Below are 25,358 nucleotides of genomic sequence, written 5' to 3' on the forward strand. Positions count from 1 at the left end.
GCGTGCGGGCACGTCCGGTCATGGTGCTGCCAATAACCTGTTAATGGAAACCGTTTATCATGCGTCTTAGCCAGTACCTGTTGCCGACTGTCAAGGAAACCCCGGCCGATGCCGAAATTGCCAGCCATCAGCTGATGTTGCGGGCCGGCATGATCCGTCGCATCGCCGCTGGTATCTATACCTACCTGCCCTTTGGTCTGCGCGCCGTGCGCAAGGTCGAGCAGATCGTGCGCGAGGAAATGGATCGTGCTGGAGCACTGGAACTGCTGATGCCGATGGTGATTCCCGCCGAGTTGTGGCAGGAGTCAGGTCGCTGGCAGCAGTACGGTCGTGAACTTCTGCGCCTGAAGGATCGCAAGGACGCTGAATTCTGCCTTGGTCCGACCCATGAAGAGGTGATTACCGATGTGGTGCGTGGTACCGTGAAATCCTATCGCCAGCTGCCGCTGAACCTTTACCAGATTCAGGGCAAGTTCCGCGACGAGATCCGGCCGCGCTTCGGTCTGATGCGTGGTCGTGAATTCATCATGAAGGATGCCTATTCCTTCGATCTCGATTCCGCCGGTGCCGATAGCGCCTACGAGCGCATGTACCTTGCCTATCAGCGCATCTTTAAACGCTGTGGCCTGCAGTTCCGCGCCGTCGAGGCCGATACCGGCAATATCGGCGGCTCCTCATCTCATGAATTCATGGTGCTGGCGGCTTCGGGCGAGGACGCCATTGTGTCCTGCGACAGCTGCGACTATGCCGCCAATGTTGAAAAGGCCCAGGTGCGCCTGCCGGCCGGGCCGCGTCCGGCGGCGACGCAGGCACTGGAACTGGTGGCAACGCCCGGCCGCAAGACGGTAGAGGAGGTGGCCGCGTTTCTGGGGATCGAACTGTGGCGTCTGGTCAAGACCCTGCTGCTGCAGACCGACAGCGGTGAGCGGTTGGCAGTGCTGTTGCGTGGCGACCACAGCCTCAATACCATCAAGCTGTGCCGTCTGCTGGGCTGTCAGCAGGTGCAGCTGCTCGACGAGGCGGAGGTGCAGCAGTTGAGTGGTGCGCCGGCCGGCTTTGCCGGACCGCTGGGGCTGGCCTGTCGCATTATCGCTGACCGCGAACTGAGTCTGCTGGCTGATTTTGTTGTTGGCGCCAACCAGGCCGATCACCACTATCGGGGGGTGAATCTGGAGCGCGATCTGCAGATTGGCGAGTTTGCCGATCTGCGTCAGGCTCAGGCCGGCGATGGCTGCCCGCGCTGTGCTGGGCATCTGCAGGCCTGGCGCGGCATCGAGGTCGGACATGTGTTCAAGCTGGGCACCAAATATTCCGAGGCCCTGGGCGCCACCGTGCTCAATGCCGAGGGGCGCGAGGAGCCCTTGGTGATGGGCTGTTACGGCATTGGTATCGGTCGCACCGTGGCCTCGGCCATTGAGCAGAATCATGATGAAAACGGCATCATTTTTCCCATGCCCATCGCTCCGTACCAGGTGCTGATTGTGCTGCTCAACCCCAAGGAGGATGCGGCGCGCGAGGCGGCCCAGCAGCTGTACGATCAATTGCTGCAGGCGGGAGTCGAAGTGCTGTTCGATGATCGTGACGAGCGTCCCGGCAGCAAGTTCAAGGATGCGGATTTGCTTGGTATTCCGATGCGGGTGACCGTGGGCGGACGGAGTCTCAAGGAGGGGGTTATCGAGGTGCAGGCCCGTGCCGATGGCCAGCAGTGGCGGCTGACACAGGCCGAAACGGCCGACTGGCTGTGCTGCCAGGTGCGTCAGGCGCTGGCGGAGTCCTAGGGCATGTATGGCCTGACCGTCGATGACGGTGGTCGTGTGGCCCTGCCGCAACGGGTCGTTGCCCGGTTGCGCAGCCACGAGTTGCGCTTGCAGAGCCATTCGCCGGCCCACCTCACCCTGGTGGCGCAGGGCGGTGGCGAGCCCTGTCTGACGGTGACCCTGGGAGAGCTTGGCGTTGCAGATGTGCTTTCGTTTCTCAATATGTTCCGCAAGACCGGAGTGCTTTATCTGGAGCTTGCGGATGGGGGCCGCCAGATTTTTTTTCAGGAAGGCGAGATCATTTTTGCCCTGAGTGAGCGGGTCGAGGAGGATCTGGGCGAGACGCTCTGCCAGACTGGCCGGCTGGATCGCGCCACTCTGGCGCAGGTCCGTAGCGAGCTGACGGGCGAATGGACCCTGGCCCAGCTGCTGGTGAAAAAGAACTTGGTAGCGCCACGCGATCTGTGGTTGGCGACCCGTTATCAGGTAGAGACCATCGTTTACGGCCTGTTTGCCAGTGATCAGCAGGGGGGAGCCTGCTTTGTGGCCGGTGATCCGGGGCGCGACGATATCGTGCGTCTGTCCATGAGCACGCAGAATCTGATCATGGAAGGCCTGCGTCGCGTCGATGAGCGGGCCCTGTATCTGCGCCGGTTGCGTTCCTTCGAGGCTCAGCTGTCCTACAGCGGCCGGTCACCGACCGATCTGGCCGAGGAGGAAAAGCGGCTGCTCAGTTTCATTTATGGCGCACCGGCAACCGTGGCGGACCTGGTGGTCCGCAGCGGTCTGGCGGAGTTCGATGCCCTGCGATTGCTGTATCAGCTGGCGGAGAAGAAGATGGTCGATGTCGCCGCGGCCGCGCCAGCGCCGCTGACCGAGGACGTGGCGGAACTGGTCGAACTGTTTAATGAATTGCTGCGGTTGCTGTGCCAGGCGGTGGCGCAGCGGGAATTTACTGCCGAATTGCAACAGGCTCTGCGGGTGTTGCCATCGCCGTTACGCGAACTGTTTCGGGGTGTGGTTCTGGCACAGGATGGCAGTGTCGATGGTCGGCAACTGATGCGTAACCTGACGGGTCTTGAAGGCTTGGAGCAAAAGCGCCTGCTGGTGGACGCCTTGAGCGAACTGGTATATCTGGCCTGTGGCCAGGCCCGTCGGTTGCTGGGCAGTCAGGCCAGTGGCGAGTTGACCAGCCGGGTGCAGGAACTGGTGCGCCGGGCGCAACGGCTGGTTGCGGGCGGGGAAGAGGAGGAACGATGAAGGAACGGTTGATTTTTGCCCTTGATGTTGAGGATGGCGCCACGGCGTTGGCCTGGGTGGAGCGGCTTAGGGCTGAGGTGGGTCTGTTCAAGGTGGGCAAGCAGCTTTTTACCAGCGCTGGCCCCGAGCTAGTGAGGCGTATCGTCCTCAATGGCGGCCAGGTATTCCTTGATCTGAAATATCACGACATTCCCAATACGGTCGCCAAGGCCGCCATTGAGGCGCTGCGGTTGGGGGTGTCCATGCTGAATGTCCATGCCCTGGGCGGCATGACCATGATGCAGACCATGAGTGCACAGGTGCGCCAGATCGCGGCTGCGGAAGGGCGGCCCTGCCCGCTGTTGTTGGCGGTGACCATTCTGACATCGGCCTCACAGTCCGACTTGCAGGCGGTTGGGATTGACCGGCCGGTTACTGAAATGGTGGTGCGCTTGGCGCAGCTGGCTCAAGCTGCTGGACTGGATGGGGTGGTGGCTTCGGCTCAGGAGGCGCCCCTGATCCGGCAGGCCTGTGGACCGGACTTTGTGATTGTTACGCCGGGGGTTCGGCCCGTGGCCAGTGCGGTTGATGATCAGCAGCGCATCATGACGCCTGCTGCGGCGTTGGCGGCTGGTGCCGACTATCTGGTAGTGGGGCGGCCCATTGCCACGGCGTCTGATCCGGTGCAGGCAGCCCGGGCGATAGTGACGGAAATGGCCAGTTCGGCAAGCGCATGAGCGACGACCAGCTGTTGTATGGTATCAATCCGGTGCAGGCGGCCCTGCAGCAGGCCGGCCGCGTCAAGGAGCTGCTGCTGGTGGAGGCGGAGCTGAGCGAACGACTGGCACAGCTTGCTGCTCAGGCGCAGCAGTCATCCGTGCGGCTTCGACGACTGCCCCGGGCGGAGTTGGACCGGCTCTGTGGCGGTGATCGGCACCAGGGTGTCGTGGCTCGGGTGGCGGCGGTGCAGACACAGCGGCTGGAGCCGCTGCTGGCGCAGTTGCGTCAGCCGACCGCGCTGGTGCTGGTGCTGGATGGCGTCACCGATCCGCACAACTTTGGTGCATTGATCCGCAGTGCGGCGGCCGCCGGCTGTCAGGCGGTGGTCTACGGCCGCGACCGATCCTGTCCGTTGACGGCGACAGTGGCCCGGGCGGCCGCCGGCTGCCTGGAGCGGGTGGCCCTGTGCCCCGTTGTAAATCTGAGCCGAGCCCTGCGCCAGCTCAAGGAAGCTGGGCTGTGGGTTTATGGCCTGGCAGGAGAGCAGGCTGTCTCGTTGTATGGCACCGATCTGGCGGGTCCGGTGGCGCTGGTGGTGGGTGCCGAGGGGAAGGGGTTGCGGCCTGCCGTGCGCAGCGAGTGCGATCAGCTGCTGTGCATACCGATGGCGGCGGCGGTAGAGTCGCTCAATGTGTCGGTAGCCGCGGCCGTTGCCCTGTTCGAGGTGGTGCGTCAGCGCGTTGCTGCTGGTGGCGGGCAGGAAAAGTAACCGTCGGCCTGAAATTCTGTTGACAGCCAGGCACCGATTGATTATAACCCTCCTCGCTTGTCGGCGGCGGGAAATGCTGCCTTGGATAAATTTCCTGCTTGCAATCTCCGATCGATTGAGGTAGAAACTGCGGCTCTGTGCTGGCGTAGCTCAATCGGTAGAGCAACTGACTTGTAATCAGTAGGTTGGGGGTTCAATTCCTCTCGCCAGCTCCAAATAAAATAACCAGGCGCAAGCCTTTCAGAAAGTCCCCTGGAGGGGTTCCCGAGCGGCCAAAGGGAGCAGACTGTAAATCTGCCGTCGTAGACTTCGGAGGTTCGAATCCTCCCCCCTCCACCACAATTTCATTTCGGACGAATACGGCATGGCCCGTCGCAGGAGCGAAAAGCTGACGAACTGCGCGAGGGTGCCGGACGAGTCCAAGGGTTGTTCAGATCCGGTATGGGCGGGAGTAGCTCAGTTGGCTAGAGCATCAGCCTTCCAAGCTGAGGGTCGCGGGTTCGAGTCCCGTTTCCCGCTCCATTAAAAAGCACGTGACAGCAGGTTAAGCCCACATAGCTCAGCAGGTAGAGCACTTCCTTGGTAAGGAAGAGGTCACCGGTTCAAGTCCGGTTGTGGGCTCCAGCGTTGTTGCGATGGGGATCGTTGGGCTGTTCCGAGAGGCCGTAGGCCAAAGACCGCTACTGTAAAAAATTGATTGGAGAGGAAGAATATCATGTCCAAGGAAAAATTTGAGCGTAAGAAACCGCACGTCAATATCGGCACCATTGGTCACGTCGACCATGGCAAGACGACTCTGACCGCCGCCATCACCAAGGTCATGGCTGGCCAGGGCCTGGCTCAGATGCGCGCCTTTGACCAGATCGACAACGCCCCGGAAGAGCGTGAGCGCGGCATCACCATCGCCACCTCCCACGTGGAATATGAAACAGTCAATCGGCACTATGCCCACGTTGACTGCCCTGGCCACGCCGACTACGTCAAGAACATGATCACCGGAGCCGCCCAGATGGACGGCGCCATCCTGGTCGTGTCCGCCGCAGATGGCCCCATGCCGCAGACCCGTGAGCATATCCTGCTTGCCCGCCAGGTCGGCGTGCCCGCCATCGTCGTATTCCTCAACAAGGCCGACATGGTCGACGACGCCGAACTGATGGAGCTGGTCGAACTGGAAGTTCGCGAGCTGCTCAGCGCCTACGACTTCCCCGGTGACGATATTCCCATCGTGCCCGGCAGCGCCCTCAAGGCCCTCGAATGCGCCACCGGCGAAGCCGCCGAAGAACCCATCCTCGAGCTTATGCGCCAGGTCGACAGCTACATCCCCGAGCCCGAGCGCGCCATCGACCAGCCGTTCCTGATGCCCGTAGAAGACGTCTTCTCCATCTCAGGTCGCGGCACCGTCGCTACCGGTCGTATTGAGCGTGGCGTCATCAAGGTGCAGGAAGAAGTCGAGATCGTCGGCATGAAGGCCACCAGCAAAACCACCGTCACCGGTGTCGAGATGTTCCGCAAGCTGCTCGATCAGGGTCAGGCCGGCGACAACGTTGGCGTGCTGCTGCGCGGCGTCAAGCGCGAAGACATCGAGCGCGGCCAAGTGCTCGCCAAGCCCGGCAGCATCAAGCCGCACACCAAATTCAAAGCCGAAGCCTACATTCTGACCAAAGAAGAAGGCGGACGCCATACACCGTTCTTCAAGGGCTACCGGCCGCAGTTCTACTTCCGTACCACCGACGTGACCGGCATTGTAGAGCTGCCCGAAGGTGTTGAGATGGTAATGCCCGGCGACAACATCGCCATGACCGTCGAACTGATCACCCCCATCGCCATGGACAAGGAACTGCGCTTCGCCATCCGCGAAGGTGGTCGGACTGTCGGCGCGGGTGTCGTCAGCGAAATTCTTGGTTAGGTTTTAATTAGGTTCGGATAGCTGCCGCCGGTTGCGGCGGCAGCGTCGGAGATAAGTGATGGCATCAGATATTATCACGCTGGCCTGCACCGAGTGTAAGCAGCGCAATTACACGACTACCAAAAATAAACGCAATCTGCCGGATCGACTTGAGTTTAAAAAGTACTGTCGTTTTGACCGGCGTCATACCCTGCATCGGGAGACCAAGTAGTCTTCGATGTGTCAAGCGTTGCTGCAGGCCAGTAGCTCCAACGGCTAGAGCACCGGTCTCCAAAACCGGGTGTTGGGGGTTCGAATCCCTCCTGGCCTGCCAATTTTAATGCATCGAAGCGGGGTTAAGGCGTGGGAAAAATAGCAGGTTTTCTGGGCAATGTGCGTCACGAACTGGTCAAGGTTACCTGGCCAAGCAAAAAAGACACCTACGCTTCGACTTTTGTTGTCATCGCCTTCGTGCTGCTGATCGCCGTGTTTCTCTGGGGTGTCGATACCCTGTTGTCGACCCTGGTCAGAACCCTTCTCAGTCGATAGAAAGCGGTGCAGGTGATGAAGTGGTACGGTGTCCATACCTATTCAGGCTTTGAAAACAAAGTTAAGCAAAATCTCGAAGAGCGCGTCCGAATGCTGGGCATGGAAGAGCAGTTTGGCGAGATTTTGGTGCCTTCCGAGGTTGTTGTCGAGTTAAAAAACGGTGAGCGTAAAACCTCCACGCGTAAGTTCTTCCCCGGCTACATTCTGGTTCAGATGGAACTCAACAGTGAGACCTGGCATGTTGTCAAGGACACGGCCAAGGTGACTGGCTTTGTCGGTGGTGGTACCAATCCGCCGTCCATACCCGATGCCGAGGTGGCTAAAATCACCGCACGAATGGAGGAGGGGGCTGAGCGGCCCAAGCCGAAAGTTGAATATGAAATTGGTGAAACGGTTCGGGTTGTTGATGGACCCTTTCTTAATTTCACGGGTGTGGTCGAGGATGTGAAGCCCGACAAGGGCAAATTGAAAGTCATGGTCAGTATTTTCGGTCGTGTCACCCCGGTGGAGCTGGATTTTATCCAGGTAGAGAAGACTAGCTAGATCCGGGTGGCAGGTTAAGGGAGTTTCAGGGATGGCCAAGAAAGTTACCGGACAAATTAAACTGCAGATTCCAGCAGGCAAGGCAAATCCGTCGCCACCTGTAGGCCCAGCTCTGGGTCAGCATGGTGTGAATATTATGGAGTTCTGCAAGTCGTTCAATGCAAAGACCCAGTCGGAAGAGGGTATGATCATCCCGGTGGTGATCACGGTTTATGCCGATCGGTCCTTTACATTTATTACGAAGACGCCTCCTGCCGCCGTGCTGCTGATGAAGGCTGCCAAGATTCCCAAAGGATCGGGTGTGCCGAACAAGAACAAGGTGGGTAAGGTCAGCATGGCACAGGTGGAAGAGATCGCGCGGCTGAAGATGCCGGATCTCAATGCCTTTGATGAGTCGGCTGCGGTGCGTACCATTCTGGGCACTGCGCGCAGCATGGGCCTCGAAGTCGAATAAGCTTGGAGTGAGAGCAGATGGCTACAGGTAAAAAACGGATAGCAGCGAAATCGAAGGTTGACCGTAGTGTCAACTATGCACTGAGCGATGCCCTGACTCTGCTGAAAGAGGTCGCCAACGCCAACTTTGATGAGACTGTCGATGTAACGGTGCGTCTTGGTGTTGACCCGCGCAAGGCCGACCAGATGGTCCGTGGCGCCGTGGTGTTGCCGCATGGCTTGGGCAAGCAGGTGCGTGTACTGGTGTTTGCCAAGGGTGAGAAGGCTCAGGAGGCACAGCAGGCAGGTGCTGATTTTGTCGGCGCCGAGGATCTGGTTGAGAAGATTCAGGGTGGATGGTTCGAGTTTGATACCGCCATCGCAACTCCAGACATGATGGGCCTGGTTGGTAAGATCGGCCGCATCCTTGGTCCTCGTGGCCTGATGCCCAACCCCAAGGTTGGTACCGTCACCTTTGATGTTGGCCGGGCTGTCAACGAGTCAAAGTCGGGTAAGGTTGAATACCGGGTCGAGAAGGCTGGAATCGTTCATGCGCCGGTTGGCAAGGCTTCTTTCGATGCCGCTACCCTGCAGGACAATATTGTTTCCTTGATGGATGCTTTGATTAAAGCTAAGCCGGCGACCGCCAAGGGGACCTATCTGAAAAAAATCAGTGTCTCCAGCACGATGGGCCCTGGCATCTTTGTTGATGTCGCCGGAGTGCAGGCGCTGGTGAAATAGAGCGGCCGCCTGCCGGCCGCGAGTAAGTGCTATCGAAACAGCAGGCCAGGTACGCCCTGTCCTGCTGTTTTTGGTATCTTCCCTGTCGAAGACAGCAGGTAAGACCTGTTGCAGGGTCCTTTAATGCGTTTGCGCCTGCCGAGACGGCTTGAGACTCCGCGTCTCCCTGAAGTCTGCACGGGGGAGTTTCCTACATTTTAAAGGAAAGGAGGAGAGGGAATGGACGATCAGAAAAAACGTCAGCTGGTTGAAGAACTCGCCGGCAAACTCAGAACGGCCAAGGCGGCTTATCTGGCAGATTATCGTGGCCTGACAGTCGAGCAGGTGAATGATCTGCGTGGCAAACTGCGTGCAACTGGAGCAGAATACCGCGTGGTCAAAAACACCTTGCTGCGTATTGCTGCCAAGGATACCGGTTTTGAGTGCCTTGATGCGCAACTTGCTGGTCCGACCGCAATCACCATTGTGCAGGATGATCCCGTCGCTCCGGCGAAGGTGTTGTCAGACTACGCCAAGGGCAGCAAGGTCTTTGAGCTGAGGTCAGGCGCACTTGATGGCAAGCTGCTGTCAACAGACGATATCCAGGCATTGTCCGAGCTGCCCAGCCGAGAAGTGCTTCTGGCTCGGGTATTGGGTTCAATCAATGCCCCGGTCAGCAATTTTGTCGGTGTGCTGGCCGCGATACCGCGCTCGTTTGTGCAGGTGCTGGCCGCGATCCAAGACAAGAAGGCGGCTTGATCCGCCAGATCATTTATCGTAGTTCATACGTTTACGTTATTACCCGGATGGAGAAAAACAATGGCCGAGATCACCAAAGAGCAGGTAATTGAATTCATCGAGAAAATGACGGTTCTGGAGCTGGCTGAGCTGGTCAAGGAGCTGGAGGACAAGTTTGGCGTTTCTGCCGCTGCGCCGGTTGCCGTTGCCGCCGCTGGCCCGGCTGCTGCTGCCGCCCCGGCTGAAGAAGAAAAGACCGAGTTCGACGTCATCCTGGCTTCGGCTGGCGATAAGAAGATCAATGTCATCAAGGTTGTCCGTGCTGTGACCGGCCTGGGCCTGAAAGAAGCCAAGGACATGGTTGACGGTGCGCCCAGCACGGTTAAGGAAGCCGCTCCCAAGGAAGAGGCAGAGAACATCAAGAAGCAGCTCGAAGAAGCAGGCGCTTCTGTTCAACTCAAGTAGTTTCTGGCTCGATAATTCCGCTCTAAGCCAAGGTCGCTCTGCGGCCTTGGCTGTTCTGCGTTCTTTCCCCAAGGAGTGATCATGGCTTATTCGGTTGCGAATAACCAGCTGTTGCGCAAGCACTTTTCTGACGTTCAGCGAATCATCGAGATCCCCAACCTCATTGACATCCAGAAAAATTCCTACAAGCGTTTTCTGCAGGCCGATGTGCCACCGGCATCGCGCCAGAATATCGGCCTTGAGGCAGTTTTCCGTTCGGTGTTTCCAATCCGTGATTTCAGCGAGACCTGCTCGCTGGAATACGTTTCCTATGTGCTGGAAACGCCTAAATATGATGTCGATGAATGCCATCAGCGCGGAATGACTTTTGCCGCGCCGGTCAAGGTGCGCGTGCGTCTGGTGTCCTGGGATGTCGACAAGGATACCCAGGTCCAGTCGATCCGCGACATCAAGGAGCAGGAGGTCTATTTCGGTGAGATTCCGTTGATGACGGAAAACGGTACCTTCATCATCAATGGCACCGAGCGCGTTATCGTCAGCCAGCTGCATCGCTCTCCAGGGGTGTTTTACGATCATGATCGCGGCAAAACCCATTCCAGCGGCAAGCTGCTGTATAATGCCCGGGTGATTCCCTATCGCGGATCCTGGCTCGATTTCGATTTCGATCATAAGGATCTGCTGTATGTCCGCATCGACCGGCGCCGCAAGTTGCCGGCAACGGTGTTGCTGCAGGCCCTGGGCTATTCCGCTGAAGAGCTGCTGCGCTATTACTACGATACCGAGATCCTCTGCTTCGGCACCGATGGCAGCTTAGCCAAGAAGGTCAATCTGGAACTGTTGCAGGGGCAGCGCAGCAGTGTCGATGTGCTGGATGCTGAAGGGCAGGTGGTGCTCAAAGCCGGGCGCAAGTTCACCAAGGCGGCTGTGCGTAAGATTGCCGATGGTGGGCTCGAGACTATTCCGGTGAGTGAAGAGGATGTGTTGGGGCGGGTTGCCGCCTGTGATGTGATCGATACCCAGACTGGCGAGATTCTGCTCGAATGCAACCAGGAGATCACCGAAGCCGGTCTGCAGCTGCTGCGTGAGCGCGGCATTGATCAGGTGGAAGTGCTTTTCATCGATAACGTCTATGTCGGTTCCTATCTGCGTGACACCCTGCTGCAGGATTCGGTCAAGACGCCGGAAGATGCCATCATTGAAATCTATCGCCGGTTGCGGCCGGGAGATCCCCCGACCCAGCGCAGTGCTGCGGCTCTGTTCGAGGGATTGTTTTTCAATGCTGAACGCTACGATCTGTCTGTCGTCGGCCGCCTGAAGATGAACTATAAACTTGGTCTGGAGGTGCCTCTGGAGCATCGCACGCTGACCAAGGAAGATATTCTGGAGGTGGTGCGCTATCTGATCGATCTACGCAACGGCAAGGGCGCTATCGACGATATTGACCATCTTGGTAATCGCCGGGTGCGGGCAGTGGGGGAACTGCTGGAAAACCAGTATCGTGTCGGCCTGGTGCGGATGGAGCGTGCCATCAAGGAGCGCATGAGTCTGCAGGAGGTTGACAGCCTGATGCCTCATGATCTGATCAATTCCAAACCGGTTTCGGCTGTGGTTAAGGAGTTTTTTGGCTCATCACAGCTGTCTCAGTTTATGGATCAGACCAATCCGCTGTCGGAAATTACCCATAAACGTCGTCTGTCGGCTTTGGGACCGGGTGGTCTGACCCGCGAACGGGCTGGTTTTGAGGTGCGTGACGTCCATCCGACGCACTACGGCCGTGTCTGTCCCATTGAGACGCCGGAAGGTCCGAATATCGGCCTGATCGCCTCACTGTCGACCTATGCCCGCATCAATGAGCATGGCTTTGTTGAAACGCCATACCGCCTGGTCAAGGACGGTCAGGTAACCGAGGAAATCCGCTATTTTTCGGCGCTGGAAGAGGAGGGCCATGCCATCGCCCAGGCCAATGCCTCTCTTGATGAGCAGGGTTGCTTCGTCAACGAGGTGGTTAATGCCCGCCTCAACGGCGAGTTCATGATGCTGCGCCGTGAAGAAATCAAGCTGATGGACGTTTCACCCAAGCAGTTGGTGTCCGTTGCTGCCTCGTTGATTCCGTTCCTGGAGAACGACGATGCCAACCGTGCCCTGATGGGATCGAACATGCAGCGTCAGGCCGTGCCACTGTTGCGGGCTGATGCCCCTCTGGTGGGCACCGGTATGGAGCGCATCGTGGCCCACGATTCCGGCGCCGCCGTGGTGGCGCGGCACGATGGCGTGGTCGAATCGGTCGATGCTGGTCGTATTGTTGTGCGGATCGACGAAGGGCAGAACGATGAGACCGGCACCGGTGTGGATATCTACAACCTGATCAAGTTTATTCGCTCCAACCAGAATACCTGTCTCAACCAGAAGCCGATTGTTGAGGTCGGCGACCGGGTCAAGCGGGGTGCCATCATTGCGGATGGCCCCTCTACCCAGTGGGGTGAGCTGGGGCTGGGGCAAAACGTTCTGGTCGCCTTCATGCCCTGGGAAGGTTACAACTTCGAAGACTCGATCCTGATTTCCGAGAAACTGGTCAAGGAAGATCGTTACACCTCGGTGCATATTGAAGAGTTCGAGTGTGTGGCGCGTGACACCAAGTTGGGCAAGGAGGAGATTACCGACGATATCCCCAACCTTGGTGATGATGCCCTGAAGGATCTCGACGAGAGCGGTATTATCCGCATTGGTGCCGAGGTCAAGCCGGGGGATATCCTGGTGGGCAAGATCACCCCGAAAGGTGAAACCCAGTTGTCGCCGGAGGAAAAACTGCTGCGCGCCATCTTCGGTGAGAAAGCCGGCGATGTGCGTGATACCTCGCTGCGGGTGCCACCCGGCGTCGAGGGGGTGGTGATCGGCGCCCGCGTGTTTTCGCGCAAGGGAGCCGACAAGGATGCTCGCACCGAGAAGATCGAACAGCAGGAAATCGACAAGCTGCTCAAGGATCAGCACGACGAGATTCGTATCCTGCGTGAATCCGCCCGTCACAAGCTTGACGACCTGCTGGCGGGCAAGAGGGTGGCCGTTTCGGTGACCGATCGCGATGATCGCATTGTGCTGAAAAAGAATGCACCCATCGAGGCCGGCAGCCTGGACGCTGTGCCCCTTGACCGCTTGAGCGAGATCTCCCTGGTGGACGATGTTGCCACTGAGGAGCGCGTGGCCGAGTTGCTGCAGCGCCTGAAGGAGCGTGAAGAGGTCATCAAGGCGGTTTTTGCTGACAAGATCGACAAGATCAAGCGCGGTGACGATCTGCCGCCGGGCGTCATCAAGATGGTTAAAGTCTATATCGCCATCAAGCGCAAGCTGTCGGTTGGCGACAAGATGGCTGGTCGTCATGGTAACAAGGGCGTTCTGTCGCGCATTCTGCCGGAAGAGGACATGCCTTACACCGAGGATGGTACACCGGTGGAAATTGTGCTCAATCCGCTGGGCGTGCCCTCCCGTATGAACGTAGGCCAGATTCTTGAAATCCATCTGGGCCTGGCGGCCCGTGGTCTTGGCGAGCAGATTCAGAAACTGCTGGATCAGCAGCAGGCCCTGCAGGCGGTGCGCGACAAGATCAAGGAGATCTACGAGGACGAGCGCGTCAGCACCTTTGTCGATGCGTTGCCGGAGCGCGACCTGCAGAAGCTGGCCGGTCGGCTGGCACAGGGTGTGCCACTGGCATCGCCGGTTTTCGAAGGTGTCAGTGAGCAGATCATCAAACAGCAGATTGAAAAGGCGGGCTATCACAATTCCGGCCAGATGACGCTCTACAATGGTAAGACCGGCGAGGCGTTCAAGGAAAAGGTCACCGTCGGGATTATGTACATGCTCAAACTGCATCACCTGGTAGATGATAAGATTCATGCCCGCAGCATCGGTCCCTACAGCTTGGTGACCCAGCAGCCCCTCGGCGGCAAGGCCCAGTTCGGCGGCCAGCGGCTTGGCGAGATGGAGGTTTGGGCCATGGAAGCCTACGGAGCCTCTCACGCGCTGCAGGAGTTTCTGACGGTCAAGTCCGACGATGTGGCCGGCCGAACCCGCATGTACGAGGCCATCGTCAAGGGCCGCCACACCCTGGAAGCTGGCTTGCCGGAGTCTTTCAACGTTCTCATCAAGGAATTGCAGTCGTTGTGCCTGGATGTGGAACTGTTGGAAGAGGATGAGGAATAAATCTGCCTTCCCGTAAGGAGACCTGTTTTGGAAGACATTATCAGCCTGTTTGAGCGTCCGAAGGATCCGTTGAGCTTCGATACCATCCGCCTGTCGGTATCCTCGCCGGAAACCATCCGTGAGCGCTCCTTCGGTGAAGTCAAAAAGCCGGAAACCATCAACTACCGCACCTTCAAGCCCGAGCGCGATGGCCTGTTCTGCGCCAAGATCTTCGGCCCGGTGAAGGATTACGAGTGCAACTGCGGCAAGTACAAGCGCATGAAGCACCGCGGCATTGTCTGTGAAAAATGTGGTGTCGAGGTGATTCCGAGCAAGGTGCGGCGCGAACGCCTGGCCCATATCGACCTGGCCTGCCCGGTGGCGCACATCTGGTTCCTCAAGTCGTTGCCGAGCCGTATTGGTACCCTGCTCGACATGACCCTCAAGGAGTTGGAGAAGGTTCTCTACTTCGAGGCCTATGTCGTGCTCGACAAGGGAGAAACAACGCTGGAGGTTGGCCAGGTGGTGGCGGAGGACCGTTACCGCGAGCTGATGGACGAGTTTGCCGGCCAGTTCACCGCCGGCATGGGCGCCGAGGCCATTCGTGAGTTGCTGGCATCGCTCAATCTGGAGGAACTGGCCGAGAGCCTGCGGCTGGAGATGCGTGAGTCCACCAGCGAGGCCAAGCGTAAAAAAGTCGCCAAGCGTCTGAAGGTGGTCAACGCCTTCTTGCGCAGTGGCAACCGTCCCGAGTGGATGATTCTGGAGACGATTCCGGTGCTGCCACCGGAACTGCGGCCTTTGGTGCCGCTCGATGGTGGCCGTTTCGCCACCTCCGACCTGAATGACCTGTACCGCCGCGTTATCAACCGCAATAATCGTTTGAAACGGCTTAAGGAATTGCGGGCGCCCGAGGTGATTATCCGCAACGAGAAACGCATGCTGCAGGAAGCGGTTGACGCCCTGTTCGATAACGGTCGTCGAGGTCGGGCCATTACGGGACCGAACAAGCGGCCGCTGAAATCGTTGTCGGACATGCTCAAGGGCAAAGGTGGCCGTTTCCGTCAGAACCTGCTGGGCAAACGTGTCGACTATTCCGGTCGTAGCGTTATTGTCGTTGGGCCGGAACTGAAGCTGCACCAGTGCGGTCTGCCCAAAAAGATGGCCCTGGAGCTGTTCAAGCCTTTTATCTACAACAAGCTGGAGGAGCGTGGCTACTGCACGACCATCAAGAGCGCCAAGAAACTGGTGGAAAAGGAAAAGCCAGAGGTTTGGGACGTCCTTGAGGATGTGATTCGCGAGCATCCGGTGATGCTCAACCGCGCACCGACGCTGCACCGCCTGGGGATCCAGGCATTCGAGCCGGTGCTGGTCGAGGGGAAAGCGATTCAACTCCATCCCCTGGTGTGTACCGCCTTCAATGCCGACTTTGACGGTGACCAGATGGCGGTGCATCTGCCGCTGTCGATTGAAAGCCAGATCGAAGCGCGGGTGCTGATGATGTCGACCAATAACATCCTGTCACCGGCCAATGGCAAGCCGATCATCGTGCCGTCGCAGGATATGATTCTGGGCATCTACTACATGTCGCGTATCCGCCCCTTCGTCAAGGGGTCGGGCAAGGTGTTCACCTCGCCGGACGAGGTGCGCATTGCCTACGATTCGGGCGAGGTCGATCTGCAGGCCGGTGTCCGGGTGCGGATGGAGCCGGCGGTTGGTGCCGCGCCGCAGATTGTTGACACCTCGGTCGGCCGCATCCTGCTGCGCGAAGTGGTGCCCGAAGAGATTCCGTTTGAGTACGTCAACAAGGTGATGACCAAGAAGCAGGTGGCCGAACTGATCGACGCCAGTTTCCGTTTGGCCGGCAACAAGGAAACGGTTATCCTCGCCGACCGTCTCAAGCAGACGGGCTACCGATTCTCGACAGTGGCCGGGATCTCTATCTGTCTCGACAACATGGTCGTTCCCGCCCATAAGCAGGACCGGATTGATGCGGCGGTGGCCGAGGTGACCGAGATTCAGAACCAGTACACGGACGGTCTGATCACCGATGGCGAACGCTACAACAAGGTCGTGGATATCTGGGCCAAATGTACCGAGGATATCGCCTCGACCATGCTGGCCGATCTCTCCGTTGATCACTTCACCTCCGAAACCGGCGAGGTCGTCGAAGCGCCTTCGTTCAACGCGATCCACATGATGGCGGATTCCGGTGCCCGTGGTAGTGCCCAGCAGATCCGTCAGCTGGCCGGTATGCGTGGCCTGATGGCCAAGCCTTCCGGCGAAATCATTGAAACGCCCATCACGGCCAACTTCCGTGAAGGTCTGACGGTGTTACAGTACTTCATTTCGACCCATGGCGCCCGCAAGGGTCTGGCCGACACCGCGCTGAAAACCGCCAACTCCGGTTACCTGACGCGCCGCTTGGTCGATGTCGCCCAGGATGCCATTATCACCGAGAGGGATTGCGGTACCCTTGACGGCATTCTGGTCAGTTCGCTGGTCGAGGGTGGCGAGGTTATCGAGTCGCTGGGGGATCGTATTCTTGGTCGTGCGGCGCTGGAGGATGTTTGCGATCCGGTGACGGGCGAGGTGCTGGTGCCGGCCAACCAGGAGATTACTGAGGCTCTGGTGGCACGGATTGAGGATGCGGGTATCGACAAGCTTAGGATCCGTTCGGTGCTGACCTGCAAAAGTCGTCACGGTATCTGTGCCACCTGTTACGGCCGCGATCTGGCACGTGGTCACATGGTCAATCTGGGCGAAGCGGTGGGGGTTATTGCGGCCCAGTCCATTGGCGAACCGGGTACTCAGCTGACCATGCGGACCTTTCATATCGGTGGCGCCGCGTCCCGGCGGGCCGAGCAGACCTCGCTTGAGGCGCGCTACGATGGTGTCCTGCAGTTTGTTAACCTCAAGACGGTTATTGACCGGCAGGGCCATCACGTGGTCATGAACCGCAATGGTGAAATTGCGGTGGTTGATGACACTGGCCGCGAACGCGAGCGTCACGCACTTTTGTATGGCGCACGCCTGCATCTGGGTGAGGGACAGCAAGTCAAGTCCGGAACCTTGCTGGCCGAGTGGGATCCGTATACCATGCCGATTCTGACCGAGGTTGACGGTCGGGTGCATTTTGGTGACGTGACGGCCGGTGTGACGATGGAAGAGAAGGTCGATGACGTGACTGGCTTGTCGCGCAAGGTCATCATTGAGACCAAGGCCAGTGACAAACGGCCGCGTATCACCCTGAAGGACGATCAGGGCCGCACGGTCAAGCTGCCGAATGGTCAGGCCGCCCGATATATGCTGCCGGTTGGGGCCAACATTATTGTGCCGGATGACGAACTGGTAGCCGCTGGTGACGTGCTGGCCAAGATCCCGCGCGAAACCACCAAGACCAAGGATATCACCGGTGGTCTGCCGCGGGTGGCCGAGTTGTTCGAGGCCCGCAAGCCCAAGGAATATGCGGTGCTGTCCGAGATTGATGGCCTGGTCAGTTTTGGCAAGGATGCCAAGGGCAAGCGCAAGGTGGTCGTGACGCCGGAATTTGGCGAGCCGGTGGAGTATCTCATTCCCAAGGGCAAGCATATCAGCGTGCACGAGGGCGACACGGTACTGGCGGGCGAGCCATTGATGGATGGGCCGCGCAACCCACACGATATTTTGCGGATTCTGGGTGAAAAGGATCTGGCCAAGTATCTGGTTGACGAGGTCCAGGAGGTTTACCGGTTGCAGGGTGTTGCCATCAACGACAAGCACATCGAAACCATCGTGCGTCAGATGCTGCGGCGCGTGGCCATCCGTGAGGTGGGTGATACCGATTTTCTGCTGGATGACCAGGTTGGCCGTGGCGAATTTGAACTTGAGAACGAACGGGTACTGGCCGAAGGCGGCATGCCGGCGGTGGGCGAGCCGGTCATGCTCGGTATCACCAAGGCGTCATTGTCGACCGAGTCATTCATTTCGGCAGCTTCGTTCCAGGAGACGACCAAGGTGTTGACTCAGGCGGCGATTGAAGGCAAGGTTGATCACTTGCGCGGACTGAAGGAAAACGTCATTATGGGCCGGCTGATTCCGGCGGGGACCGGCATTGCCAGATATCGGGGTGTGCGGTTGCTGACGCCGGAGCCCGAACCGGAACCGGTTCGTCAGGTGGTGCGCGATGAAGAGGGGCCTGAAGACGAGGTCCTCGAAGAGGGAATGGAGGAGTTGGCCTGAGCAAAAAGACGGGCCTGACAGGTTGAGCGCCCGCCGGTGTTCCGGCGGGCTTTTTTGCATTAGCGGAAAAAACAGAGCAGCGGCACAAGGTTCTTGACAAGGGGCTGGGCAGTTGCTACTGTTCGCGGGTTTCCCCGCTTGGGGAGCACTGTTCTTTCAATTCTGTGAATAGTAATTTCGGGAGTAGGAAATGCCGACAATCAATCAGCTGATCCGCAAGGGACGCAACAAGAAAGAAAGGAAGTCGACGGCGCCTGCGCTGAAGTCGAATCCGCAGCGGCGCGGGGTCTGTACCCGCGTGTATACCACGACTCCGAAGAAGCCGAACTCGGCGTTGCGCAAGGTTGCTCGTGTGCGTCTGACGAATGGCATCGTTGTCACCTCGTATATTCCAGGTGTCGGCCACAATCTGCAGGAGCACTCGGTTGTGCTGGTGCGTGGCGGCCGTGTCAAGGACTTGCCGGGTGTTCGTTACCATATCGTTCGTGGTGCGCTGGACCTTGCTGGGGTGAAGGACCGTATGCAGGCGCGTTCCAAATACGGCGCCAAGCGTCCCAAGTAGGACTCAAGATTACAAGAGGTCGATAAAAGATGCCGAGAAGAAGAGAAATCGCGAAGCGGATCGTTCTGGCGGATCCCAAGTTCAATGATCGTCTGGTAACCAAGTTTGTCAATTACCTGATGGTCGGCGGCAAGAAGAGTGTGGCTGAGAAGATTGTCTATGGCGCTTTCGATTTGATTGCCCAGCGCAGTGGTGAAGAGGCCCTGGATATTTTCAAGAAAGCTTTTGAAAATGTTCGGCCGGTGCTGGAGGTCAAGTCGAGACGTGTTGGCGGCTCTACATATCAGGTTCCCATTGAGGTGCGGCCCGACCGGCGTAATGCCCTGGTGATTCGCTGGGTTATGAATGCAGCGCGGAATCGTGGCGAAAAGACCATGCGGGAGCGGTTGGCGGGCGAGTTGCTCGATGCCGCAGCCAATCGCGGTTCTGCTGTGAAGAAGAAAGAAGATACGCACCGTATGGCTGAGGCTAATAAGGCCTTTGCCCATTATCGCTGGTAGGACCGGTCTGGAGGACGTAGAGCAGTGGCACGTACAGTATCTCTTGCAAATACGCGCAATATCGGCATTATGGCGCACATTGATGCCGGTAAGACGACGACGACGGAACGTATTCTGTTTTATACGGGCGTTTCGCATAAGATTGGTGAAGTCCATGATGGCGCAGCGACCATGGACTGGATGGAGCAGGAGCAGGAACGCGGAATTACTATTACCTCAGCTGCGACTACCTGTTTCTGGAAAGATCACCGCATCAACATCATTGATACCCCCGGCCACGTCGATTTTACGATCGAAGTGGAGCGGTCCCTGCGCGTCCTCGATGGATCTGTTGCCGTATTCTGTTCGGTTGGTGGCGTAGAGCCTCAGTCTGAGACTGTCTGGCGGCAGGCCGACAAATATGGCGTTCCCCGCCTGGCTTTCATCAACAAGATGGATCGGATCGGCGCCGACTTCAGTAATGGTGTCGCCATGATGCGCGACCGCTTGGGCGCCAATCCGGTGCCGCTGCAGATTCCCATTGGCAAGGAAGAAAATTTCCGTGGTGTGATCGACCTGATTGGTATGCGGGCCGTGGTCTGGGATGATGAGACCATGGGAGCCAAGTACGAGGTCGTTGATATCCCTTCCGATCTCGCAGACGAGGCTGCTGCCGCACGTGAGGCCATGCTGGATGAGCTGTGTTCTCATGACGACGCCTTGATGGAAAAGTATCTCGGCGGAGAGGAGCTCAGCGTTGAGGAGATCAAGCAGGCGGTACGAAAGGCGACCATCGCTCTGCAGATCAATCCGGTGATTTGCGGCAGTTCGTTCAAGAATAAAGGTGTGCAGCTGCTGCTTGATGCTGTGGTTGATTTCATGCCCTGCCCGACCGACGTTCCTGCGATTGAAGGGGTCAATGAGAAGGGTGAGGAGCTTACCCGCCCGGCTGATGATAAGGGCCCCTTTGCAGCGCTGGCGTTCAAGATCATGACAGATCCCTTCGTCGGTTCGCTGACTTTCTTCCGTGTTTATTCGGGCATCGCTGAAGCTGGAACGGCGGTTCTGAACTCCACCAAGGATAAAAAAGAACGTCTTGGTCGTATCCTCAAGATGCATGCCAATAAGCGTGAGGAGATCAAGGAGGTCTACTCCGGTGATATCGCTGCGGCGGTGGGGCTGAAATACACCACCACCGGCGACACGCTTTGCGATCCGAATAATGTTTGTCTGCTTGAATCCATGGAATTTCCTGAGCCGGTGATTCATATCGCCATCGAGCCTAAGACCAAGGGCGACCAGGAAAAGTTGGGCGTCGCGCTGGGAAAACTGCTGGCGGAGGATCCCTCGCTGCGTGTTAAGACAGACGAGGAGACCGGCCAGACCATTCTGTCCGGCATGGGCGAACTGCACCTGGAGATTATTGTCGACCGGCTCAAGCGTGAATTCAATGTGGTGGCCAATGTTGGTGCTCCTCAGGTCGCCTATCGCGAATCGATTACCAAGAAGGTCGAGGTTCAGGGCAAGTTTGTTCGCCAGTCCGGCGGTCGTGGACAGTATGGTGATTGCTGGCTGCGGATTGAGCCGCAGGAGCCCGGCGCTGGTTTCGAGTTTGTTGATGAAATCAAGGGTGGTGTCATCCCCCGTGAATATATCCCGGCTGTTGGCAAGGGTGCCGAGGAGGCGTCGCACAATGGCGTGTTGGCCGGCTTCCCCATTGTTGATGTCAAGGTAACGGTGTTTGACGGTTCATACCATGATGTTGACTCGTCCGAGATGGCCTTCAAGATCGCTGGCTCCATGGGCTTCAAGGCCGGTGCGGCCAAGGCAGATCCGGTTCTGCTGGAGCCGATGATGGCGGTAGAGGTGGTAGTGCCGGAGGAGTACATGGGGGATGTTATCGGCGACCTGAACAGTCGCCGGGGCAAGATTATGGGGATGAATGCCCGTGGTGGCGCCCAGGTGATCAGTGCGCATGTGCCGTTGGCCAGCATGTTTGGCTATGCCACCGATCTGCGCAGCGCTACTCAGGGCCGTGCGACCTACTCGATGGTGTTTGATCACTACGAGCAGGTTCCTAAGGCGATTTCAGAAGAGATTATTGCTAAGGTGAAAGGTTAGGAGTCTGCCATGTCCAAGGAAAAATTTGAGCGTAAGAAACCGCACGTCAATATCGGCACCATTGGCCACGTCGACCATGGCAAGACGACTCTGACCGCCGCCATCACCAAGGTCATGGCTGGCCAGGGCCTGGCTCAGATGCGCGCCTTTGACCAGATCGACAACGCCCCGGAAGAGCGTGAGCGCGGCATCACCATCGCCACCTCCCACGTGGAATATGAAACAGTCAATCGGCACTATGCCCACGTTGACTGCCCTGGCCACGCCGACTACGTCAAGAACATGATCACCGGAGCCGCCCAGATGGACGGCGCCATCCTGGTCGTGTCCGCCGCAGATGGCCCCATGCCGCAGACCCGTGAGCATATCCTGCTTGCCCGCCAGGTCGGCGTGCCCGCCATCGTTGTATTCCTCAACAAGGCCGACATGGTCGACGACGCCGAACTGATGGAACTGGTCGAACTGGAAGTTCGCGAGCTGCTCAGCGCCTACGACTTCCCCGGTGACGATATTCCCATCGTGCCCGGCAGCGCCCTCAAGGCCCTCGAATGCGCCACCGGCGAAGCCGCCGAAGAACCCATCCTCGAGCTTATGCGCCAGGTCGACAGCTACATCCCCGAGCCCGAGCGCGCCATCGACCAGCCGTTCCTGATGCCCGTAGAAGACGTCTTCTCCATCTCAGGCCGCGGCACCGTCGCCACCGGTCGTATCGAGCGCGGCGTCATCAAGGTGCAGGAAGAAGTCGAGATCGTCGGCATGAAGGCCACCAGCAAAACCACCGTCACCGGTGTCGAGATGTTCCGCAAGCTGCTCGATCAGGGTCAGGCCGGCGACAACGTTGGCGTGCTGCTGCGCGGCGTCAAGCGCGAAGACATCGAGCGCGGCCAAGTGCTCGCCAAGCCCGGCAGCATCAAGCCGCACACCAAATTCAAGGCCGAAGCCTACATTCTGACCAAAGAAGAAGGCGGACGCCACACACCGTTCTTCAAGGGCTACCGGCCGCAGTTCTACTTCCGTACCACCGACGTGACCGGCATTGTAGAGCTGCCCGAAGGTGTTGAGATGGTAATGCCCGGCGACAACATCGCCATGACCGTCGAACTGATCACCCCCATCGCCATGGACAAGGAACTGCGCTTCGCCATCCGCGAAGGTGGTCGGACTGTCGGCGCGGGTGTCGTCAGCGAAATTCTTGGTTAAGTTTTAATAGGGGTTGCAGATGTCTAGCCAGAAAATCAGAATCCGCCTGAAGGCGTATGATCACAAGCTGCTTGATATGGCGGTGAATGAAATTGTCGATACGGTAAAACGTACCGGTTCCCATCTAGCCGGGCCTATTCCGCTGCCGACGGTAATTAATAAGTATTGCGTAATTCGTGGTCCCCATGTGGACAAGAGCAGCCGCGAGCAATTTGAGGTGCGGACCCATAAACGCCTGCTGGATATCCTTGATCCGACGCAACAGACGGTCGACGCGCTGATGAAGCTTGATCTGTCCGCTGGTGTGTTCGTCGAAATCAAGCTTTAGGACTCAGTACGGATTAAGGTGAGGATAAAACAATGGTAAACGGTATTCTTGGAAAAAAACTGGGGATGACCCAGATATTTACCGAGAGCGGTAACCGGATTCCGGTCACGGTGATTCAGGCAGGCCCCTGTGTGGTGGTGCAGAAAAAGCAGGCCGAGACGGATGGTTACTGCGCGGTACAGGTTGGTTTCGACGAACAGAAGGCCCAGCGCCTGACCAAGCCGGAGCTCGGACATTTCAATAAGGCGGGTAAGGGTGTGTTTCGCTACCTGCGTGAATTGGCTGGGGATGTTGCCGAGTATGAGGTAGGGGCGGAAATCCGCTGCGCCGATGTGTTTGCCGCTGGTGACATCGTTGATGTTACCGGCACAAGCAAGGGTAAAGGGTTTCAGGGGGTCATCAAGCGATGGAATTTTTCCGGTGGTCGTTCGACTCACGGTTCGAAGTTTCATCGTGCGCCGGGCTCCATTGGCTGCAGCGCCTGGCCCTCTCGCGTGTTCAAGGGTAAGAAAATGGCCGGCCAGATGGGCAATGCCCAGGTGACGGTGCAGAACCTTGAGATCGTCGATGTGCGGGCGGAGCAGAACCTGATTCTGGTCAAGGGTGCGATCCCTGGGCCGAAAGAGGGCCTGGTGACCATCCGTAAAGCGGTCAAGGCCTAGTCAGGGATACGGGAGAAGTAACAATGGCTAAAATCACTGTTTACGATATGCAGAAAAATCAGGTAGGCGAGCGCGAAATTGCTGACAGTATCTTTGATACGCAGGTTCGTGGCTACCTGATTCATGATATGGTGCGTTACCAGCTGGCGGCTCGCCGCCAGGGTACCGCAGCAAGCAAGAACCGCAGCGCGGTTTCTGGTGGTGGGAAAAAGCCCTACAAGCAGAAGGGCACCGGCAATGCCCGCCAGGGCTGCATCCGTGCACCGCACTTTGTTGGTGGTGGTGCCGCGTTCGGGCCGAGTCCGCGTAGCTACGCCTTCAAGCTTAACCGTAAGGTCAAAAAAGCGGCTCTGTGTTCGGCACTGTCCTGCCGGTTTCAGGAAAATGCTCTGACCGTACTGTCTGAGCTGAAAATGGACAAGATCAGCACCAAGGAGTTTGCCCAACTGGTGAACCGTTTCGAACTGCAGGATGCCTTGTTTGTTGTCGATGCGCCCAATCTCGAGGTCGAACTGTCGGCTCGTAACCTTCGGAATGTCAAGGTGTTGCGCCCTGAGGGTGTTAACGTCTATGATGTGATGAAGTATCACGCCCTGGTGATGACGGAAGGAGCTGTGGAGCAGCTGGAAGGAGCATTGGCGTCATGAAACCCCTCCATCAGATTATCAAGAAGCCGTTGGTGACGGAAAAAACCGCGATGCAGAAAGAAGGCGGCAACGTCGTGGCTTTTGAGGTTGCCCGCGATGCGAACAAGATTGAAATCAAGCAGGCCGTCGAAAAAGCCTTCGATGTCAAGGTGGAGGAGGTCAACACCCTGATCGTTGCCGGCAAGGTCAAGCGGGTTGGTCGCCAGTTTGGCAAGCGGCCCAATCGCAAGAAGGCCTATGTGACTCTTGCCGAAGGCAGCTCGATCGACTTCTTTGGCGTGTGATGACAGTCTAAGGGATACGGAGTAAGAATAATGGCGATCAAAAAGTTCAAGCCAACCTCGCCGGGCCGGCGCAACATGACGGCCTCGGCTTTTGAGGAGGTTACAACAGCGACACCGGAAAAGTCTCTTGTCGAGCCTCTTAAGAAAACCGGTGGTCGCAATAACTATGGGCGCATTACCAAGCGCCATACTGGCGGTGGCCACAAGCGCAAGTATCGCATCATCGACTTTAAGCGCGATAAGAAGGAAATACCGGCTCGGGTGGTTTCCATTGAGTACGATCCGAACCGTTCGTCGCGCATTGCCCTGTTGTCTTATGCTGACGGGGAAAAACGCTATATTCTGGCGCCGGCCGGATTGGAGGTCGGGACGGAAATTGTGGCCAGCGAGTCGGCCGATATCAAGCCGGGTAATGCTCTGGCAATCCGTTCGATCCCCGTTGGTACTTGGGTGCATAACGTCGAACTGCGTGTCGGCAAGGGCGGCCAGTTGGCCCGTAGTGCCGGCGCCTATGCCATGATCGCAGCCAAAGAGGGTCGTTACGCCCAGTTGCGTCTGCCCTCTGGTGAGGTTCGGTTGGTGTTGCAGGATTGCTGTGCCACCATCGGTCAGGTTGGTAATATTGATCATGAAAACATCAAGATCGGCAAGGCCGGTCGCAATCGCTGGCTGGGTAAGCGTCCCCAGTCACGTGGTGTGGCCATGAACCCGGTGGATCATCCTCACGGCGGTGGTGAGGGTAAAAGTTCCGGTGGCCGTCATCCGGTGACGCCCTGGGGGATTCCGACCAAGGGTTACAAGACTCGCACGAACAAGCGTACCGATCGCTTTATTGTTCGCCGCAGGACCAAATAGAGGAGAAAG

Annotated in this window: 23 protein-coding genes and 5 tRNA genes; all 28 read left to right on the plus strand. The window is 58.0% G+C overall.

What is annotated here, in order from left to right; all coding sequences use genetic code 11:
• The first annotated feature begins 59 nt into the window (after positions 1-59).
• Positions 60-1,778, plus strand: coding sequence for a proline--tRNA ligase (locus tag BLR80_RS02750; RefSeq protein ID WP_092076053.1), 1,719 nt, complete (start codon positions 60-62; stop codon positions 1,776-1,778).
• Between the two features lie 3 nt (positions 1,779-1,781).
• Complete coding sequence (locus BLR80_RS02755; RefSeq protein WP_092076055.1) at positions 1,782-3,017, plus strand: DUF4388 domain-containing protein; 1,236 nt, start codon at positions 1,782-1,784, stop codon at positions 3,015-3,017.
• Complete coding sequence (pyrF, locus tag BLR80_RS02760) at positions 3,014-3,733, plus strand: orotidine-5'-phosphate decarboxylase (protein ID WP_092076057.1); 720 nt, start codon at positions 3,014-3,016, stop codon at positions 3,731-3,733. The genes BLR80_RS02755 and pyrF overlap by 4 nt, the downstream gene beginning before the upstream one ends.
• Positions 3,730-4,485 (plus strand): 23S rRNA (guanosine(2251)-2'-O)-methyltransferase RlmB, encoded by a 756-nt coding sequence (gene rlmB / locus BLR80_RS02765; RefSeq protein ID WP_092076059.1) that lies wholly within the window; start codon positions 3,730-3,732, stop codon positions 4,483-4,485. The genes pyrF and rlmB overlap by 4 nt, the downstream gene beginning before the upstream one ends.
• A gap of 139 nt (positions 4,486-4,624) precedes the next feature.
• Positions 4,625-4,700: transfer RNA gene (locus tag BLR80_RS02770), tRNA-Thr, on the plus strand.
• A 39-nt stretch (positions 4,701-4,739) separates the two neighbouring features.
• A tRNA-Tyr gene (locus BLR80_RS02775) sits at positions 4,740-4,824 on the plus strand.
• A gap of 106 nt (positions 4,825-4,930) precedes the next feature.
• Positions 4,931-5,007: transfer RNA gene (locus BLR80_RS02780), tRNA-Gly, on the plus strand.
• Between the two features lie 26 nt (positions 5,008-5,033).
• Positions 5,034-5,109, plus strand: a tRNA-Thr gene (locus BLR80_RS02785).
• 91 nt (positions 5,110-5,200) lie between these two features.
• Entirely contained in the window at positions 5,201-6,391 is a 1,191-nt protein-coding gene (gene tuf / locus BLR80_RS02790; RefSeq protein WP_092076061.1) for an elongation factor Tu, read from the plus strand.
• 58 nt (positions 6,392-6,449) lie between these two features.
• Positions 6,450-6,602, plus strand: a complete 153-nt coding sequence (rpmG, locus tag BLR80_RS02795) for a 50S ribosomal protein L33 (protein ID WP_092076063.1) — start codon at positions 6,450-6,452, stop codon at positions 6,600-6,602.
• A gap of 25 nt (positions 6,603-6,627) precedes the next feature.
• Positions 6,628-6,704: transfer RNA gene (locus BLR80_RS02800), tRNA-Trp, on the plus strand.
• Positions 6,705-6,733: 29 nt separating this feature from the next.
• On the plus strand, positions 6,734-6,919 hold the full coding sequence (gene secE / locus BLR80_RS02805) for a preprotein translocase subunit SecE (RefSeq protein WP_092076065.1): 186 nt from the start codon (positions 6,734-6,736) through the stop codon (positions 6,917-6,919).
• Positions 6,920-6,934: 15 nt separating this feature from the next.
• Complete coding sequence (gene nusG, locus BLR80_RS02810) at positions 6,935-7,462, plus strand: transcription termination/antitermination protein NusG (RefSeq protein ID WP_092076067.1); 528 nt, start codon at positions 6,935-6,937, stop codon at positions 7,460-7,462.
• 31 nt (positions 7,463-7,493) lie between these two features.
• On the plus strand, positions 7,494-7,916 hold the full coding sequence (gene rplK / locus BLR80_RS02815; protein ID WP_092076069.1) for a 50S ribosomal protein L11: 423 nt from the start codon (positions 7,494-7,496) through the stop codon (positions 7,914-7,916).
• A gap of 17 nt (positions 7,917-7,933) precedes the next feature.
• The gene (rplA, locus tag BLR80_RS02820; RefSeq protein WP_092076071.1) at positions 7,934-8,635 is read left to right on the plus strand and encodes a 50S ribosomal protein L1; all 702 of its coding nucleotides are present in this window, start codon (positions 7,934-7,936) and stop codon (positions 8,633-8,635) included.
• A gap of 219 nt (positions 8,636-8,854) precedes the next feature.
• Positions 8,855-9,373: a 50S ribosomal protein L10 gene (rplJ, locus tag BLR80_RS02825; protein ID WP_092076073.1), complete on the plus strand. Its 519-nt coding sequence runs from the start codon at positions 8,855-8,857 to the stop codon at positions 9,371-9,373.
• Positions 9,374-9,433: 60 nt separating this feature from the next.
• Entirely contained in the window at positions 9,434-9,817 is a 384-nt protein-coding gene (gene rplL / locus BLR80_RS02830) for a 50S ribosomal protein L7/L12 (RefSeq protein WP_092076075.1), read from the plus strand.
• An 81-nt stretch (positions 9,818-9,898) separates the two neighbouring features.
• The gene (rpoB, locus tag BLR80_RS02835; RefSeq protein WP_092076077.1) at positions 9,899-14,011 is read left to right on the plus strand and encodes a DNA-directed RNA polymerase subunit beta; all 4,113 of its coding nucleotides are present in this window, start codon (positions 9,899-9,901) and stop codon (positions 14,009-14,011) included.
• Positions 14,012-14,038: 27 nt separating this feature from the next.
• Positions 14,039-18,211, plus strand: coding sequence for a DNA-directed RNA polymerase subunit beta' (gene rpoC, locus BLR80_RS02840; RefSeq protein ID WP_092076079.1), 4,173 nt, complete (start codon positions 14,039-14,041; stop codon positions 18,209-18,211).
• A gap of 190 nt (positions 18,212-18,401) precedes the next feature.
• On the plus strand, positions 18,402-18,773 hold the full coding sequence (rpsL, locus tag BLR80_RS02845; RefSeq protein ID WP_092076081.1) for a 30S ribosomal protein S12: 372 nt from the start codon (positions 18,402-18,404) through the stop codon (positions 18,771-18,773).
• A 29-nt stretch (positions 18,774-18,802) separates the two neighbouring features.
• Positions 18,803-19,273 (plus strand): 30S ribosomal protein S7, encoded by a 471-nt coding sequence (rpsG, locus tag BLR80_RS02850; protein WP_092076083.1) that lies wholly within the window; start codon positions 18,803-18,805, stop codon positions 19,271-19,273.
• Positions 19,274-19,297: 24 nt separating this feature from the next.
• Entirely contained in the window at positions 19,298-21,373 is a 2,076-nt protein-coding gene (gene fusA, locus BLR80_RS02855) for an elongation factor G (RefSeq protein WP_092076085.1), read from the plus strand.
• Positions 21,374-21,382: 9 nt separating this feature from the next.
• Positions 21,383-22,573, plus strand: a complete 1,191-nt coding sequence (tuf, locus tag BLR80_RS02860; protein WP_092076061.1) for an elongation factor Tu — start codon at positions 21,383-21,385, stop codon at positions 22,571-22,573.
• Between the two features lie 19 nt (positions 22,574-22,592).
• Positions 22,593-22,901, plus strand: a complete 309-nt coding sequence (rpsJ, locus tag BLR80_RS02865) for a 30S ribosomal protein S10 (protein ID WP_092076087.1) — start codon at positions 22,593-22,595, stop codon at positions 22,899-22,901.
• Between the two features lie 32 nt (positions 22,902-22,933).
• Positions 22,934-23,563, plus strand: a complete 630-nt coding sequence (rplC, locus tag BLR80_RS02870; RefSeq protein WP_092076091.1) for a 50S ribosomal protein L3 — start codon at positions 22,934-22,936, stop codon at positions 23,561-23,563.
• Positions 23,564-23,586: 23 nt separating this feature from the next.
• Entirely contained in the window at positions 23,587-24,210 is a 624-nt protein-coding gene (rplD, locus tag BLR80_RS02875; protein ID WP_092076093.1) for a 50S ribosomal protein L4, read from the plus strand.
• Positions 24,207-24,494, plus strand: coding sequence for a 50S ribosomal protein L23 (locus BLR80_RS02880; RefSeq protein WP_092076095.1), 288 nt, complete (start codon positions 24,207-24,209; stop codon positions 24,492-24,494). Before rplD ends, BLR80_RS02880 begins: the two co-directional genes overlap by 4 nt.
• Before the next feature lie 30 nt (positions 24,495-24,524).
• The gene (rplB, locus tag BLR80_RS02885) at positions 24,525-25,349 is read left to right on the plus strand and encodes a 50S ribosomal protein L2 (protein ID WP_092076097.1); all 825 of its coding nucleotides are present in this window, start codon (positions 24,525-24,527) and stop codon (positions 25,347-25,349) included.
• The last annotated feature ends 9 nt before the right edge of the window (positions 25,350-25,358 follow it).

It is taken from the genome of Desulfuromonas thiophila (assembly GCF_900101955.1).
In the GTDB taxonomy this organism is placed as follows: Bacteria; Desulfobacterota; Desulfuromonadia; order Desulfuromonadales; family Desulfuromonadaceae; genus Pseudodesulfuromonas; species Pseudodesulfuromonas thiophila.

Bases quoted from the DNA above. Each gene is read 5' to 3' on its own strand.
- tuf (WP_092076061.1), top strand. From the start codon at position 21,383: ATGTCCAAGGAAAAATTTGAGCGTAAGAAACCGCACGTCAATATCGGC.
- rplB (WP_092076097.1), top strand. From the start codon at position 24,525: ATGGCGATCAAAAAGTTCAAGCCAACCTCGCCGGGCCGGCGCAACATG.
- nusG (WP_092076067.1), top strand. From the start codon at position 6,935: ATGAAGTGGTACGGTGTCCATACCTATTCAGGCTTTGAAAACAAAGTT.
- rplD (WP_092076093.1), top strand. From the start codon at position 23,587: ATGGCTAAAATCACTGTTTACGATATGCAGAAAAATCAGGTAGGCGAG.
- rplJ (WP_092076073.1), top strand. From the start codon at position 8,855: ATGGACGATCAGAAAAAACGTCAGCTGGTTGAAGAACTCGCCGGCAAA.
- pyrF (WP_092076057.1), top strand. From the start codon at position 3,014: ATGAAGGAACGGTTGATTTTTGCCCTTGATGTTGAGGATGGCGCCACG.
- tuf (WP_092076061.1), top strand. From the start codon at position 5,201: ATGTCCAAGGAAAAATTTGAGCGTAAGAAACCGCACGTCAATATCGGC.
- rpoB (WP_092076077.1), top strand. From the start codon at position 9,899: ATGGCTTATTCGGTTGCGAATAACCAGCTGTTGCGCAAGCACTTTTCT.
- rpmG (WP_092076063.1), top strand. From the start codon at position 6,450: ATGGCATCAGATATTATCACGCTGGCCTGCACCGAGTGTAAGCAGCGC.
- BLR80_RS02750 (WP_092076053.1), top strand. From the start codon at position 60: ATGCGTCTTAGCCAGTACCTGTTGCCGACTGTCAAGGAAACCCCGGCC.
- rplA (WP_092076071.1), top strand. From the start codon at position 7,934: ATGGCTACAGGTAAAAAACGGATAGCAGCGAAATCGAAGGTTGACCGT.
- rpsL (WP_092076081.1), top strand. From the start codon at position 18,402: ATGCCGACAATCAATCAGCTGATCCGCAAGGGACGCAACAAGAAAGAA.
- rplL (WP_092076075.1), top strand. From the start codon at position 9,434: ATGGCCGAGATCACCAAAGAGCAGGTAATTGAATTCATCGAGAAAATG.
- BLR80_RS02880 (WP_092076095.1), top strand. From the start codon at position 24,207: ATGAAACCCCTCCATCAGATTATCAAGAAGCCGTTGGTGACGGAAAAA.
- rpsJ (WP_092076087.1), top strand. From the start codon at position 22,593: ATGTCTAGCCAGAAAATCAGAATCCGCCTGAAGGCGTATGATCACAAG.
- rplC (WP_092076091.1), top strand. From the start codon at position 22,934: ATGGTAAACGGTATTCTTGGAAAAAAACTGGGGATGACCCAGATATTT.
- BLR80_RS02755 (WP_092076055.1), top strand. From the start codon at position 1,782: ATGTATGGCCTGACCGTCGATGACGGTGGTCGTGTGGCCCTGCCGCAA.
- rlmB (WP_092076059.1), top strand. From the start codon at position 3,730: ATGAGCGACGACCAGCTGTTGTATGGTATCAATCCGGTGCAGGCGGCC.
- rpsG (WP_092076083.1), top strand. From the start codon at position 18,803: ATGCCGAGAAGAAGAGAAATCGCGAAGCGGATCGTTCTGGCGGATCCC.
- rplK (WP_092076069.1), top strand. From the start codon at position 7,494: ATGGCCAAGAAAGTTACCGGACAAATTAAACTGCAGATTCCAGCAGGC.